The organism is Tenggerimyces flavus, from assembly GCF_016907715.1.
GTDB lineage: Bacteria > Actinomycetota > Actinomycetes > Propionibacteriales > Actinopolymorphaceae > Tenggerimyces > Tenggerimyces flavus.
The window spans coordinates 8431573-8444710 of record NZ_JAFBCM010000001.1; the positions used below are offsets into that span (position 1 = coordinate 8431573).

Consider the following 13138-nt stretch of genomic DNA (forward strand, 5'->3'; position numbering starts at 1 on the left):
GAGTTGTGGCAGCCAGTGACAAGAGCCCGGACGCGAGGCTGCGGGCGACGCTCGCTGCGATAGCGCCCGGAACACCCTTGCGTGACGGACTCGAGCGAGTCCTTCGCGGTCGTACGGGTGCGCTCCTCGTTCTCGGGTACGACAAGGTCGTCGAGTCGGTGTCCACCGGCGGCTTCGCGCTGGACGTCGAGTTCAGCGCGACCGGGCTCCGCGAGCTCGCCAAGATGGACGGCGCGATCATCGTGGACCGGGACTGCACCCGGATCCTGCGCGCCGGCGTCCACCTGATGCCCGACCCGTCGATCCCGACGGTGGAGACGGGCACGCGGCACCGGACGGCGGAGCGGATCGCCAAGCAGACCGGCTTCCCGGTGGTGTCGGTGTCGCAGTCGATGCGGATCATCGGGCTGTACGTGGACGACATCCGCTACACGCTGGAAGACACCGGGCAGATCCTGTCCCGGGCGAACCAGGCACTGGCGACGCTGGAGCGGTACAAGCTGCGGCTGGACGAGGTGTCGGGCACGCTCTCGGCGCTGGAAATCGAGGATCTGGTCACGATCCGTGACGTGTCCGCCGTTGCTCAGCGGCTGGAGATGGTGCGGCGGATCGCGAACGAGATCCAGGGGTACGTGGTCGAGCTCGGTGTCGACGGCCGGCTGCTCTCGTTGCAGCTCGACGAGCTGGTGGCTGGGGTCGAGCCGGAGCGCGAGCTGGTGTCGCGGGACTACCTGCCGCACGTTGCCTCGCGGCGTCATCGCACGGTCGAGGACGCGCTGACGGATCTGGATGCCCTGTCGCCGGCCGACCTGCTCGACCTCGGGGCGGTGGCTCGTGCTCTGGGGCATGGGTCGGACGCCCTGGACGCGGCGGTGTCGCCACGCGGCTACCGCCTGCTGGCCAAGGTGCCGCGGCTGCCGGGGACCGTGATCGACCGGTTGGTGGATCACTTCGGGAGCTTGCAGAAGCTGCTCGCGGCCTCGATCGACGACCTGCAAGCGGTGGACGGCGTAGGCGAGAACCGCGCCCGAACCGTTCGCGAAGGCCTGTCGCGACTGGCCGAGTCCAGCATCCTCGAGCGCTACGTCTGACCGGAGCCGGGTCAGCCCATCCGGACGCTTTACGTCCGTAACACCACCCGCCCCAATCCCGCCTGCGTCCGCCACAACCGCGCGGGATCTCTTACACCTGTATCAACAAAAGCGGACGCCTTACGTCCGTAACACCACGCGCAGGTACCCCGCCCCGCAACCCCCCGCAACCCCCCGCAAACCGCCGCAACCGCAGCAACCGCAGCAACCGAGCGGGATCTCTCACACCTATAACAGCAAAGGCGGACGCCTTACGTCCGTAACACCACGCCCGGGGCCAGCGCTTGTTACGAAAGTGGCTGGAGCGACGCAGTCGCGTCTCGGCATCGCTGACGAGCAGGCCGCCCCAGGTACTCCTAGGTAGGCTCTCCGGTCCCCCCAAGTGACTCCCCCGTGACGGCAAATGATCATGTTTACATGATCATTTGCCGCTCTACGTGGGATACACCCCGCGTAAGGCACCCACACGCCAGGTAAAGCGGCATCGGTGCCCGTCCGCCAGCACCACCGACTTACCCAAGAGGTCCTAGGCGAAGTAGGCGGCCACCTCGGGGTCTGCCGCTGGCACTCGTACCGGCGTGGAGCCCGCACGCAAGGACTCGGCGCCAGCGACACCCGTTGCTACCGAGTAGCGCGCGGCGACCGGCGAGGTGTCCGTTGCTCCACCCTCGCGGACGTACCGCAGGAACTCGCCCACGATCTCCGGGTCCGCTCCGCCGTGCCCACCTTCGCCCGGGCGCACTTCGTACGTCTGGTCGCCGGCCTCCTGCCAGCCGTGATGCCGCTTGTTCCAGATGCGGATGGTCGTGCCCGGCTCGCCGTTCCCGAAGTTCTCGATCCGCCCCTCGGTCCCGATCACCGTGTAGTTCCGCCAGTAGTCCGGCGTGTAGTGGCACTGCTGGTACGACGCCAGCACCCCGTTGGACAGGCGCATCAGCATCATCGACACGTCTTCCATGTCCATCTTCGGGTTCAGCCCGGTCAGTGACAGTGGCGGCCAGCGGGTCAGCCGCTCTTCGTCCGATCCGTGCCACCACGGGTCGGCGTCGCCCTTGTCTTGCGTCTGGTCGTAGAGCGTCAGCGCACCCATCGCGGTCACTTCGGTCGTGTACGCCGAGCACAGCCAGTGCAGCACGTCCAGGTCGTGGGCGCCCTTCTGCAGCAGCAGGCTCGTCCCGTACTTCTGCTCGACGTGCCAGTCCTGGAAGTAGAAGTCACCGCCGTGCCCGACGAAGTGGCGGCCCCACGCGACCTTCGGTTCGCCGATCGCTCCGGAGTCGATGAGCCGCTTCATCTCGCGTACGAACGGCATGTGCCGCATGTTGTGCCCGAGGTACAGCTTTCCGCCCGTCGTCTGCGCCGTACGCAACAGCCGGTCGCAGCCCTCGGTGGTGATCGCCATCGGCTTCTCGAGGTAGACGGGGAGGCCGGCCTCCAGCACAGCGACCGCGTGCTCCTCGTGCAGCCAGTCCGGGCTGATCACGAACACCGCGTCGAGCTCGGACTTCAGGAACGCCGCCAGATCGGTATGCACAGCAGCCGATTCGCCGTACGCCTCGCGGAACCGCTCCCCCGACGTCGGTTCCGGGTCGTACAGCGCCACGACCCGCGAGCCCCCGCCAGGCTTGTGCGCGTGGCGCGACAACGTTCCGCGCAGGCCGTAGCCGATCACGCCAATCTGGAGGTCGGACACCACTTACTCCCTTACGCCCTCGAGCACCGAACGGCCGTCCAGTTCCCAGCGCTCGTCGATGGCGACACCGAGGTGGGACAGCATCGTGGGAGCGATGTCGACCAGCTCGATCCGCGCCTCGGCGGCAACGCTGGCGCCGTACGTCAGCACGAACGTACTGCGCTCGTCGTCGCTCTGTCCGCCATGCCCGCCAACCGGGGTGTGGCCGTGATCGGTCGTGATCACCACCAGCCACTCCTCGTCCGCGTACTCGGGTCGCGCCTCCACCGCCGCGATCACCCGCGCCACATTGGCGTCCGCGCTCTCGACCGCGGCCGCGTACTCCGCCGACGCCGCCCCGCTCGCGTGCCCGACCTCGTCCACCTGGCCGAGGTAGACGAACGCCAGGTCCACGTCGCCCGCCAGCAGCGGCGTAGCTCGATCGACCGCGGCACGGTCGGCCTCGGCCCAGTCGACCGCCTCGGAGAAGTCGTGCCGCACCGAAACTTCGTCCGAAATGACAGTGGAAGTTATCGGCTTCCACGCCGCGACCACGAACGTGGTGAGGCCTTCGCGCGTCGCCCTTGTCAGCAGGTCCGGGTAGGACGACAGCCGATGGTCGACGAAGTCGTTGTCCTGCACCCCGTGCTTCTCGGGCCAAGTTCCGGTAACGATCGTCGACCACCCCGGTCCCGAGACGGTCTTGGTCGTGCCGTCCGGGTAGATCCGCGACTCGGCGAACACCGCCGTCGAAGCCAACCGCTGCAGGGTCGGCGCCGCAACTGAGGCGACTTTCCGGAACAACAGCCCGTCGATACCGATAAGGAGAGCTTTGCGCGCAGTCACGAGGAGAGACGGTAGCGGCCCGGTCGCGCCCCGCGCGAGGGTGAGAGTGGAGATGGCGGCCCGGTCCGGTGGGTGAAGTGGGGGCAGCGACGATGGCGGACGCCCGAGGCAGTGGCGCGAGCACGCCGAAGCGAGTGGTGACGGGAGCGCCGGATCGGCTGCAAGGGATGGCTGCGTGGGGTGGCGAGACGCCCTGCGACGGCGAATGGCGAGACGCCCTGCGACGGCGAATGGCGAGACGCCCTGCGACGGCGAATGGCGAGACGCCCTGCGACGGCGAATGGCGAGACGCCCTGCGACGGCGAATGGCGAGACGCCCTGCGACGGCGAATGGCGAGACGCCCTGCGACGGCGAATGGCGAGACGCATAAGGCAAGGCGCGAGCACCGCCCGACCCCTCCGGGCGGAGTTTCGTCGTGTCCAGCGACTTGCTCGCCGGCGCGTCGCTGCCGGTGGCTGCGGCGCGGCGATGTTTCGCCCAACGGTGCGCGATGGCGCGGCACCACAGGCGGCATGGCGGCGCGGGTCGCACGGGTCGCGCGCCTGCTCGTCCGAGCAGCACCCCGGGAGTTGTTGGACAGATGTCGGGATAGAGGCCGAGATCTGTCCAACAGCTCTCCGTGCCACGCTCGAATTCGATCAGTTGCACGCGCTGCGAGTGGGATGGCCGACCAGGCAGGGCAGGGTGGGTGACGTGGGTGCGCGTCCGCCTGGTCCGGTCGGTGAAGTCGGCACCGCCGCCCGGCCCAGTGGGTGAAGTGGGTGGCGGACGCACGAGGCAGCACGCGGACACGGCATCGCCGCACGGGATGGCGAGAGCGAGGCGGCGAGGCCGAGGCGGCGAGGCCGAGGCGGCGAGGCCGAGGCGGCGAGGCGGCGAGGCGGCGAGGCGGCGAGAGGGCGAGGTGGACCGCCGCGAGGCGGCGAGGCGGCGAGAGGGCGACGTGGACCGCCGCGAGGCGGCGAGGCGGCGAGAGGGCGACGTGGACCGCCGCGAGGCGGCGAGGCGGCGAGAGGGCGAGGTGGACCGCCGCGAGGGCGACTGAGGGAAGCGGCGGGGAGCGCCCGAACGGGGTGGAGGGGAGGGGCCCTCCGCGAGGGTCAAGAGGTGGACACGCGAGGCAGCGAGCGGTGCGCGCTGCGAGTGGCGGATGTGTGAGGCAGGGCGCGAGCGCGGAGAGCGGCGGGGTGGGCGAGGTGTTCCTGTCCCGGCCGGGTGGTGGGTGGTTAGCGGAGGGGGGCGGCGCTTTCGCGGATGAGGAGCTCGGTGGCTAGCTCTATGCGCGGGTTCTCTACTTCTTCTCCTCTGGTCATGCGCAGCACCGTGCGGGCGGCGAGGCCGCCCATTTCGGCCAGGGGTTGGCGGACTGTGGTCAGGGGTGGGGAGAACCAGCGGGCTTCCGGAAGGTCGTCGAAACCCACCACGCTCAGGTCGTCCGGCACCCGCAGTCCCCGCTTGCGCACCGCCTCGTACACCCCGAAGGCCATCTGGTCGCTCGCCGCGAAGATCGCCGTCGGCGGCGCGGGCAAATCGATCAGCACGGACGCCCCCACGAAGCCCGACTCGTGGTAGAAGTTCCCCGGCCGCACGAGCTCATCCGCCATCTCGATCCCCGCCGACTCCAGCCCCGCGCGGTAGCCATCCAGCCGCGCTCGGCTGCACCGGAGCTGCGGCGGCCCGGCGATGAAGCCGATTCGCCTGTGTCCCAACGAGATCAGGTGCTCAGTCGCCGCCAGGCCGCCGGCCCAGTTCGTCGCCCCGACGGTGGGTGCGTCCAGCGTGGGCACGCCCGCGGGGTCGACCACGACCATGGGGATGGACAGCCGCCGAAGCTCTTCCTGCAAAGGCGAATCCAGCGTCGACGTCACCAGGATCACGCCGTCCGAGGCTCGTTCGCGCAGGTTGCGCATCCACTGCCGGGCCGAAGCGCTGCGCCGGTGGATCGCCGACACCACGACCCCGACGTACTCCGAGTGCGCGACGTCCTCGACCCCGCGCAGGATCTCCACCGCCCACGGGCTGTCCAGGTCGTTGAACACCAGGTCGATCAGCGATGCCTTCTCCTGCGTCCGAGCGACCCGACGCTTGTACCCATGAACGCGCAGCAGGTGCTCGACCCGGTTCCGCGTCGCCGGCGACACGTCCGACCGGCCGTTCAGGACCCGGGACACGGTCGGTACGGAGACGCCAGCCTCCCGCGCGATGGCCGAGATCGTGACCCTCGGCTGTTGCTCAACGGTCACTAGGCACCCTCCAGATCCCAGGTGGTGAGCCGCCCGCACATCCCCCACGTCGGCACCGGCGACGACTGGTCGGCTGTGAGCACCGCCGACTCGGCCAAATGATCAGCACGCCCAGAGGCCAACAGGGACAGGTGGTCCGCGGTCCGCTCGGCCGACCCGAGCACGCGCTCGTGCCACAACGCCTGCCACCCGATCGCCTTGCCCTGAACGAGAAGCGCCGCCGCCTCATACAAAGGCGTCAGCGCCGACGGACCCTCCGTCTGAACGGACGTACGCAGCGCGAGGTAGCCCTCGATCGCGAGGTCCCGCCGGCGCCGGGCGGCGACGACGTGCGGATCGTCCGACTGCGGACCGGCCTCCAGATCGGCGAGCCCCGGCAACGAGGCCGCCGACGCGTACGCCGACGCGCTCGCCAACACCACAGGCGGGAACGTCAGCACCGCGTCCCCAGCCTCGGGCAGCCCCGCGTTCTGCATCACGACCAGGATCTCCAGCTCCGGCGACGCGGCGACCAACCGATGCACGGTGCCGGGTGTGAACCACAGCAGCGTTCCCGGCTCGAGCGGATGCTCGACGTACCCCGCTCCGCTCAGCGTCTCCAGCGTTCCCGCGCCGCGCAGCACGACGTACCCCTCGGTCGACGCTGTGTGCAGATGCGGCGAGCCGCCGCGCAGCCCGTCGGCCGCCGGCCAGTCGTAGACGCGCAGCTGCGTGACCGCGGTCCCGCCAGGGAACCAGGTCCTCGTCGTCGTCGTCTCGGTCATGCGTCACCTCCGGCCGTGGGCTGCTCGACCCGGACGCCCGCGACGAGCTGGCGTCGATGGTCGACTACTCGTTCCCACCCAACCATGCGCACGCGCACAACGTGACACACGTCCACACTGCTTGTGGACAACCGCAGTTCCAGGTCGCCCGGCTCGACGACGCGCACCCCGCGCCGGTCGGTGAACGAGGTGAGGTCGGCATGGACCGAGAAGCGCACCCGGCGCTGCTCGCCCGGCTCGAGCGGCACCCGCACGTACCCGATCAGTCGTACGACCGGGCGGGTCACCTGCGCGACGGGATCGTGCAGGTACAGCTGCACGTTCTCGGTCCCCGCCCGCTCCCCGAGGTTTCGTACGACGACCGATACTTCCAGCGTCTCGTCGGTGCCGAACGACTCGGCGGCGGTCGCCTCGGACCAAGCGAACCGCGTGTACGAAAGCCCATGCCCAAAGGGAAACTGCGCAGTCGGGTCGAGGTTGCTCACGCCGCTGCGCTGGCCGAGCGGTGGTGCGAGGTACGTGGACGGCTGTCCGCCCGGAACTCTCGGCACGCTTACCGGTAGCCGGCCGGACGGGTTCACCCGTCCGGACAGCACGCCGGCGATCGCGTTCGCCCCTTCCTCACCAGGGAAGAACGCCTGCACGATCGCCGCGAGCCGGTCGACATAGGCGCCGAGCGCGTACGGCCGCCCGGTCAGCTGCACGAGTACGACCGGCGTGCCCGAGTCCAGGAGCGCTTCGATCAGGGTGGCCTGCTCCCCCGGCAGCCTCAGGTCCTCGGCATCGCAACCTTCTCCGGAAGTTCCGGCACCGAACAGTCCGGCCCGATCCCCCACCACAGCGACGCAAACGTCCGACGACCGTGCGAGCGAAACAGCCGCCTCGATCCCGGAAGTATCGGCGCCCGAAACTTCGCAGCCCAGTGCGTACGAAACTTCCGCCTCCGCTAGCTCGGCAGCCAAAGCGGCTCGGACCGTCGGCACGACGACACCGAGCGGAAGATCGGGATAGGACCGCCCGACGTGGCTCGGGAACGTGTAACAACCGAGCATCGCCATCGGGTCGTCCGCGAGCGGCCCGACGAGCGCGATGCGCCCGTGCTGGAGTGGCAGAACCCCCTTGTTCTGAAGGAGAACGATGGAACTCTCGGCCAGCTGCCGAGAGATCACCCGAGCTTCCGGTGGGTCGAGGTCGATCGTTCCCCGGACCTCCTCGTCCTCGCCCGCCACAACCGGAGGCAGCGAATCCCAGTCCTCGTCCAGCAGGCCGAGCTCGCATTTCTGCCGAAGCACCCGGGCGGCCGCACGAGAGACCAACGCCTCGTCGACAGCACCGTCAACCACGGCTTGCAACAACGGATCGCCGTAGCAACGCACGGTCGGGAGTTCGACGTCGATCCCCGCGGCCAACGCGAGACCGGCAGCCGCGGCGGGCGAGTCCGCGACAGCATGCAGGAGCTGGAGGAACGAGACCGCGAAGTAGTCCGCCACCACCGTTCCGGAGAATCCCCAAGTGTCACGGAGCAAACCGCTCAGCAGCGACGCATCGGCAGCCGTGGGAACGCCGTCCAGCTCGGTGTAGCTGTGCATCACCGAGCGCGCACCAGCGCGCAGAGCGTGCTCGAACGGCGGCAGCAGCACGTCCGCCAGCTCGCGCGGCCCTACCGAGACCGGCGCGAGGTTGCGGCCCGCCCGCGAGGCCGAGTACCCGACGAAGTGCTTCAGCGTCGCGATAATTCCGGAAGACTCCAGCCCGCGCACGTACGCCGAGCCGAGAGTTCCGACGAGGTACGGGTCCTCGCCGATCGTCTCCTCGGTCCGCCCCCAGCGCGGGTCGCGGCAAACATCGAGCACCGGCGCGAGCCCCTGATGCACACCGACGCCACGCATCGACGAGCCGATCGAGGCGGCCATCCGTTCGACGAGTTCGGGATCGAACGTGGCGCCCCAGGCCAACGGCGTCGGAAAGATCGTCGCGCCCCAGGCGGTGAAGCCGGACAGGCACTCCTCGTGCACGAGCGCCGGAATGCCGAAGCGCCCGGCGGCGACGATCTCGGTTTGGGTTCGGGCGAGCGCACGGGCACCGACGGCCGGATCTGTCGGAACAGTTCCGAAAGGTCGGGTGAGCTGACCCAGTCCGTTCTCGATCAACGGTTTCCAGTCCGGCAGTTCGTCGGCGAACTCGTGCTGATGCGGCGCGACCGCGTCCTCGGAAGCGGTCAGCCCGACCCAGACCCCGTACAGCTGGCCGACCTTCTCCGACAGCGTCATGCGCTCCAGCAGGTCGGCGGCCCGTTCCGCCGGCGACCGCGACGGATCCCGCCAGACAGCGGATGCCTGCATACGCACCTCCGAAAGTTTCGGACGCCTTCCGATCGTCGACGCCGCCACTATAGGCGGAACTTTCAGAGTGAAAAGAGGTCTTGACCGCGCATCCGAGCGGTCGTAGCTTACGGGACACACGAGCGTAACTATCGATACTTCTCCGAAACTTTCGCACCTACTCCAGGCTGCCCGTCGGAAGGAACTCGCTCATGAAGCTGACGAAGTGGCATCGGAGGGCCGTCCTGGGCGCGGCGGCCGCCCTGCTCGTCGCCGCCTGCGGTGGGAACGGCGGAAGCGGCGGAGGCGGGACCGGCGGCGACGCGGGCAGCGGTGGAGCCGTCACCATCGACTGGTGGCACATCCAGAACCAGGAGCCGATGCTCGGCATCTGGAAGGCGATGGCGGCCGAGTATCAGAAGCAGCACACGAATGTGACGATCAAGATCACGTCGTTGGAGAACGAGGCGTTCAAGGCCAGGCTCACGACCGTCACCCAGGCCGGCACTCCGCCGGACCTCTTCCACACCTGGGGTGGCGGCGTGCTGAAGCAGCAGACCGAAGCCGGGCTCACCAAGGACATCACCGACGACCTCGCCGACATCGCCGACACGTTCACACCGACGGCCCTCCTGCCGTACCAGATCGACGAGCGGACGTACGGAGTTCCGTTCGATGTGGGAATGGTCGGCTTCTGGTACAACAAGAAGCTCTTCGCGCAGGCTGGAGTCACCCAGCCGCCGGAAACGTGGGCCGAGTTCCTCGATGTCGTACGCAAGCTCCAGGCCGCCGGCATCACGCCGATCGCCCTTGGTGGCAAGGAGAAATGGCCCGGGCACTTCTACTGGGCATACCTCGCGATCCGCGTCGCCGGTGTCGACGCTCTGAAGCAGGCGGAATCCGACGGCAAGTTCGACGCGCCGGAGTTCGTGGAGGCGGGCGCGCGCCTGAAGGAGCTCGTCGACCTGCAGCCGTTTCAGAAGGGCTTCCTCGGAGCGCCGTTCGGCTCCCCCGACGGCCAGTCGGCGTTCGTCGGCAACGGCAAGGCCGCGATGGAGCTGATGGGCCAGTGGGCTCCGGGCGAGCAGCGCAACTCTTCGGCGAACAAGAAGGGGCTCGGCGAGGACCTGGGCTTCTTCCCGTTCCCAGCGGTCGACGGTGGCAAGGGCACGGTGACCGACGTGTTCGGCGGTGGTGGCGGCTTCGCGGTCGGGCGGGACGCTCCGCCGGAGGCCGCGGACTTCCTGAAGTTCATCTCCAGTGTGGAGAACCAGCGCAAGGCGGCCGCGGCCGGCGGGCTGCTCCCCGTAGTGAAGGGCGCGGAGGACGCGGTCAAGGAGCCCAGCCAGAAGATGGTCGTCGACCAGCTGGCGAAGGCGACGAAGTTCCAGCTCTATCTGGACCAGGCGTACGCGCCCGAGGTCGGGCAGACCGTCAACGACAGCGTGGCAGCGCTGATCGCCGGCCAGTCCAGTCCCGAGGACGTGGCGAAGGCGATCACCGACGCGGCCCAGAGCGCGCAGTAGGCGCGGCGCGATGGGTGTCGCAACGCTGCATAGTCCCGCGCCGCCGGCGACCGACGCGCCTCCGCGTCGCCGGCGGCGCGTCCCCTGGCTGACGATCGCGCTGTTTCTCCTTCCAGCGTTGGTGTTGTTCAGCCTGCTCGTCCTCGCGCCGATCGGTTTGGCCAGCTACACCAGCCTGTTCAAGTGGAACGGGTACGGCGGCGCGCCAACGGACTTCGTCGGGCTGGGCAACTTCGTCCAGGCACTGACCAGCCCGATCTTCCTCGGCGACCTGGGCCGGCACGCGACGTTGATCGCGCTCTCGCTGCTGGTCCAGCTTCCGCTGGCCCTCGCGATCGCGATGGTGCTGAACCAGAAGATCCGCGGACGCGCGTTCTTCCGGCTGCTGTTCTTCGCGCCGTACGTGCTGTCCGAGGTCATCACCGCGGTCCTGTTCAGCCTGTTCTTCTCGCCGAACCTCGGCCTCGCCAACCACCTGCTCGGCCTCGTGGGGTTGGGCGAGCTCGGCCAGACCTGGTTGGCCGATCCGAAGACCGTGCTCTACTCGCTCGCCTTCGTGATGACGTGGAAGTACTTCGGCTTCCACATGATCCTCTACCTCGCCGGGCGTCAGAACATCCCGAACGAGCTGATGGAAGCGGCCGCGATCGACGGCGGCAGCCCGTGGCAGATCTTCCGGTACGTGACGCTGCCGCTGCTCGCGCCGACGATCCGGATCAGCGTGTTCTTGTCGGTACTCGGCACGATCGAGCTCTTCGACCTGGTGTGGGTGCTGACCGGCGGTGGCCCGTTGCACGCTTCGGAGACGATGGCGATCACGATGTTCGAGTCGGGCTTCCGCCGTTCGCAGGTCGGGTACGCGAGCGCGATCAGCATCCTGATGTTCGTGATCGCGTTGACGTTCGCCCTGCTGTACCAGAAGTTCGTAATGCGGCGTGATCTCGAGGGAGCGATGACGGGGATGCGGTCATGAGAGTCGCGCGTCAAGTCGGCCTTTACGCCGCGCTGCTGGCGATCACGGCGTTCGTCGTGGTGCCGATCGGGTTCGCGGTCCTGGGCGGGTTCAAGGACAACGGGCAGTTGTCGGTCAACCCGTTCGGACTTCCAGAACCGTGGAACTTCGCCAACTACGCCGAGATCATCGCGTCGTCGGCGTTCTGGCGGCCGCTGTTGAACAGCACGATCATCGCGGTCGCGACCACATTGCTCCTGGTAGGAGTGGCGGCGCTGGCGGCGTTCGTATTCGCGCGGTTCGCGTTCCGCGGCCGCGAGCTGATCTTCATGCTGTTCGCGGTGGGCCTGATGTTCCCGTTCGCCGTGGCGATCCTGCCGCTGTTCGTGCTGCTGCGCGAGCTCGGGTTGCTGAACAACCCGCTCGGCGTGATCCTGCCGCAGGCCGCGTTCGGGCTGCCGGTGACGATCATCGTGCTGCGGACGTTCTTCCGCGCGATCCCCGGCGAGCTCGAGGAGGCGGCCACGTTGGACGGCTGCGGCCCGCTCGGCTTCTTCTGGCGCATCCTGCTGCCGATGGCCCGCCCCGCGCTGGCGACCGTTTCAGTGCTGGCGATCGTGGCGAGCTGGAACTCGTTCATGCTGCCGCTGGTGGTGTTCAACGATCCGAGCTGGTGGACGATCCCGTTGGGCGTACGGCAGTTCCAGGGCCAGTACGGCCAGGACACCGCGAGGATCCTCGCGTACGTCGTCCTCGCGATGGTCCCCGCGCTCGCGTTCTACGCGGTCGCCGAACGCCAGCTCATCGGCGGCCTCACCTCGGGAGCGGCGAAGGGCTAGTCGACACCGCCCTCGTCGCGACCACGCTCGGCGGCGCCGGCTTCCGGGGTCCGAGGACGACATTCCGGCCGAAGGCCGCCGTCTGTCGCCACAGGGCCACCCGGCGTCGCCGAGCACCGCGACCCGAAGCCGCAAGGCCGGCCACGGCCGACGCGTGCGAGCGGTCGCCATGAGCTCAGTCGAGCAGGAAGTGGCCCTTCTTTGCCGCGATGCCGTTGAACGACGCGTCCACCGCGTAGAAGCCCGGCAGCGACTTCTGCTGACCGGTCGGGCAGCCCTTCTTCGAACGTTCGCCCATCCAGACGATGCCGAGCGTGCGCACCTTGCCTGCCTGCAGGGTGAACGGGCCGGGGTTGATCGCCGCGACACAGTGCTCGGTGGTCCAGATCTGGTCCTTGCCCGAGGTGACCGTGACCTGGAGCGACTTCGCGTCGACCGTGACGCGGCAGGCGACCGACGCGGTGTTCTCCAGCTCGACCTCGATCAGCACCGGCTTGCCGGCGGGGGACTTGCTGTTCTTCGCGTCCGCCGCGATCGACACCACGCTGTCCGGGCAGATGGGCGTGCCGGTCGGCTTCGGCTTCGGCTTCGGTTTCGCCGTGGGCTTGGGCTGGGGCGCCGGCTTGGTCGACGTCGAGGCCGAGGGGCGCGGCGACGTGGTGGTGACCGGACGATCCGCCCCAGGCGTGGGCGCCGGCGGCGCGGCGTCACCTGATCCGGGCGCGCCGAACGGGAGGACGCTGATCAGCAACCAGGTGGCGAGGCCGACCAGGGCGAGTGCGAGCGCGCGGCGTACCCAGTACACCGACGCCGGCAGGGGCCCGACCGGCCGGAGCAGCGGGCTCATACTGCGGAGCGTAACGATCTTGTGCCCCGTAGCCAC

Annotated in this window: 11 protein-coding genes; 5 read left to right on the forward strand and 6 right to left on the reverse strand. The window is 68.8% G+C overall.

What is annotated here, in order from left to right:
* The first annotated feature begins 5 nt into the window (after window positions 1-5).
* Entirely contained in the window at window positions 6-1091 is a 1086-nt protein-coding gene (gene disA / locus JOD67_RS39305) for a DNA integrity scanning diadenylate cyclase DisA (protein WP_205122732.1), read from the forward strand.
* A gap of 526 nt (window positions 1092-1617) precedes the next feature.
* Here disA and JOD67_RS39310 read toward each other — a convergent pair.
* Both JOD67_RS39310 and JOD67_RS39315 read right to left on the reverse strand, forming a co-directional pair.
* Complete coding sequence (locus tag JOD67_RS39310; protein WP_205122733.1) at window positions 1618-2784, reverse strand: Gfo/Idh/MocA family protein; 1167 nt, start codon at window positions 2782-2784, stop codon at window positions 1618-1620.
* 3 nt (window positions 2785-2787) lie between these two features.
* Window positions 2788-3609, reverse strand: coding sequence for an alkaline phosphatase family protein (locus JOD67_RS39315; protein ID WP_205122734.1), 822 nt, complete (start codon window positions 3607-3609; stop codon window positions 2788-2790).
* A 905-nt stretch (window positions 3610-4514) separates the two neighbouring features.
* On the opposite strand from JOD67_RS39315, the gene JOD67_RS39320 reads away from it, so the two are divergent.
* On the forward strand, window positions 4515-4655 hold the full coding sequence (locus tag JOD67_RS39320; protein ID WP_205122735.1) for a hypothetical protein: 141 nt from the start codon (window positions 4515-4517) through the stop codon (window positions 4653-4655).
* A 181-nt stretch (window positions 4656-4836) separates the two neighbouring features.
* Here JOD67_RS39320 and JOD67_RS39325 read toward each other — a convergent pair whose 3' ends face one another.
* Genes JOD67_RS39325 through JOD67_RS39335 form a run of 3 tightly spaced genes read right to left on the reverse strand, consistent with a single transcriptional unit; the run spans window position 4837 to window position 8959 of the window.
* Complete coding sequence (locus tag JOD67_RS39325; protein ID WP_205122736.1) at window positions 4837-5853, reverse strand: LacI family DNA-binding transcriptional regulator; 1017 nt, start codon at window positions 5851-5853, stop codon at window positions 4837-4839.
* Window positions 5853-6617: a cupin domain-containing protein gene (locus JOD67_RS39330; protein WP_205122737.1), complete on the reverse strand. Its 765-nt coding sequence runs from the start codon at window positions 6615-6617 to the stop codon at window positions 5853-5855. Before JOD67_RS39330 ends, JOD67_RS39325 begins: the two co-directional genes overlap by 1 nt.
* On the reverse strand, window positions 6614-8959 hold the full coding sequence (locus JOD67_RS39335) for a beta-xylosidase/alpha-l-arabinosidase (protein ID WP_205123359.1): 2346 nt from the start codon (window positions 8957-8959) through the stop codon (window positions 6614-6616). Before JOD67_RS39335 ends, JOD67_RS39330 begins: the two co-directional genes overlap by 4 nt.
* Before the next feature lie 191 nt (window positions 8960-9150).
* Between JOD67_RS39335 and JOD67_RS39340 the strand changes: the two genes are divergently transcribed.
* The 3 genes from JOD67_RS39340 to JOD67_RS39350 are packed head-to-tail and all read left to right on the forward strand — an operon-like array spanning window position 9151 to window position 12255.
* Window positions 9151-10464, forward strand: a complete 1314-nt coding sequence (locus tag JOD67_RS39340) for an extracellular solute-binding protein (RefSeq protein WP_205122738.1) — start codon at window positions 9151-9153, stop codon at window positions 10462-10464.
* 10 nt (window positions 10465-10474) lie between these two features.
* Window positions 10475-11437: a carbohydrate ABC transporter permease gene (locus tag JOD67_RS39345; protein ID WP_205122739.1), complete on the forward strand. Its 963-nt coding sequence runs from the start codon at window positions 10475-10477 to the stop codon at window positions 11435-11437.
* Window positions 11434-12255, forward strand: coding sequence for a carbohydrate ABC transporter permease (locus tag JOD67_RS39350; RefSeq protein WP_205122740.1), 822 nt, complete (start codon window positions 11434-11436; stop codon window positions 12253-12255). The genes JOD67_RS39345 and JOD67_RS39350 overlap by 4 nt, the downstream gene beginning before the upstream one ends.
* A gap of 175 nt (window positions 12256-12430) precedes the next feature.
* On the opposite strand, the gene JOD67_RS39355 is transcribed toward JOD67_RS39350, so the two are convergent.
* Window positions 12431-13102: a hypothetical protein gene (locus JOD67_RS39355; protein WP_205122741.1), complete on the reverse strand. Its 672-nt coding sequence runs from the start codon at window positions 13100-13102 to the stop codon at window positions 12431-12433.
* Between the last annotated feature and the right edge of the window lie 36 nt (window positions 13103-13138).

Excerpts from the sequence above, each read along its gene's own strand:
- JOD67_RS39330 (WP_205122737.1), bottom strand. The coding sequence starts at position 6,617 with ATGACCGAGACGACGACGACGAGGACCTGGTTCCCTGGCGGGACCGCG.
- JOD67_RS39340 (WP_205122738.1), top strand. The coding sequence starts at position 9,151 with ATGAAGCTGACGAAGTGGCATCGGAGGGCCGTCCTGGGCGCGGCGGCC.
- JOD67_RS39350 (WP_205122740.1), top strand. The coding sequence starts at position 11,434 with ATGAGAGTCGCGCGTCAAGTCGGCCTTTACGCCGCGCTGCTGGCGATC.
- JOD67_RS39355 (WP_205122741.1), bottom strand. The coding sequence starts at position 13,102 with ATGAGCCCGCTGCTCCGGCCGGTCGGGCCCCTGCCGGCGTCGGTGTAC.
- JOD67_RS39345 (WP_205122739.1), top strand. The coding sequence starts at position 10,475 with ATGGGTGTCGCAACGCTGCATAGTCCCGCGCCGCCGGCGACCGACGCG.
- JOD67_RS39335 (WP_205123359.1), bottom strand. The coding sequence starts at position 8,959 with ATGCAGGCATCCGCTGTCTGGCGGGATCCGTCGCGGTCGCCGGCGGAA.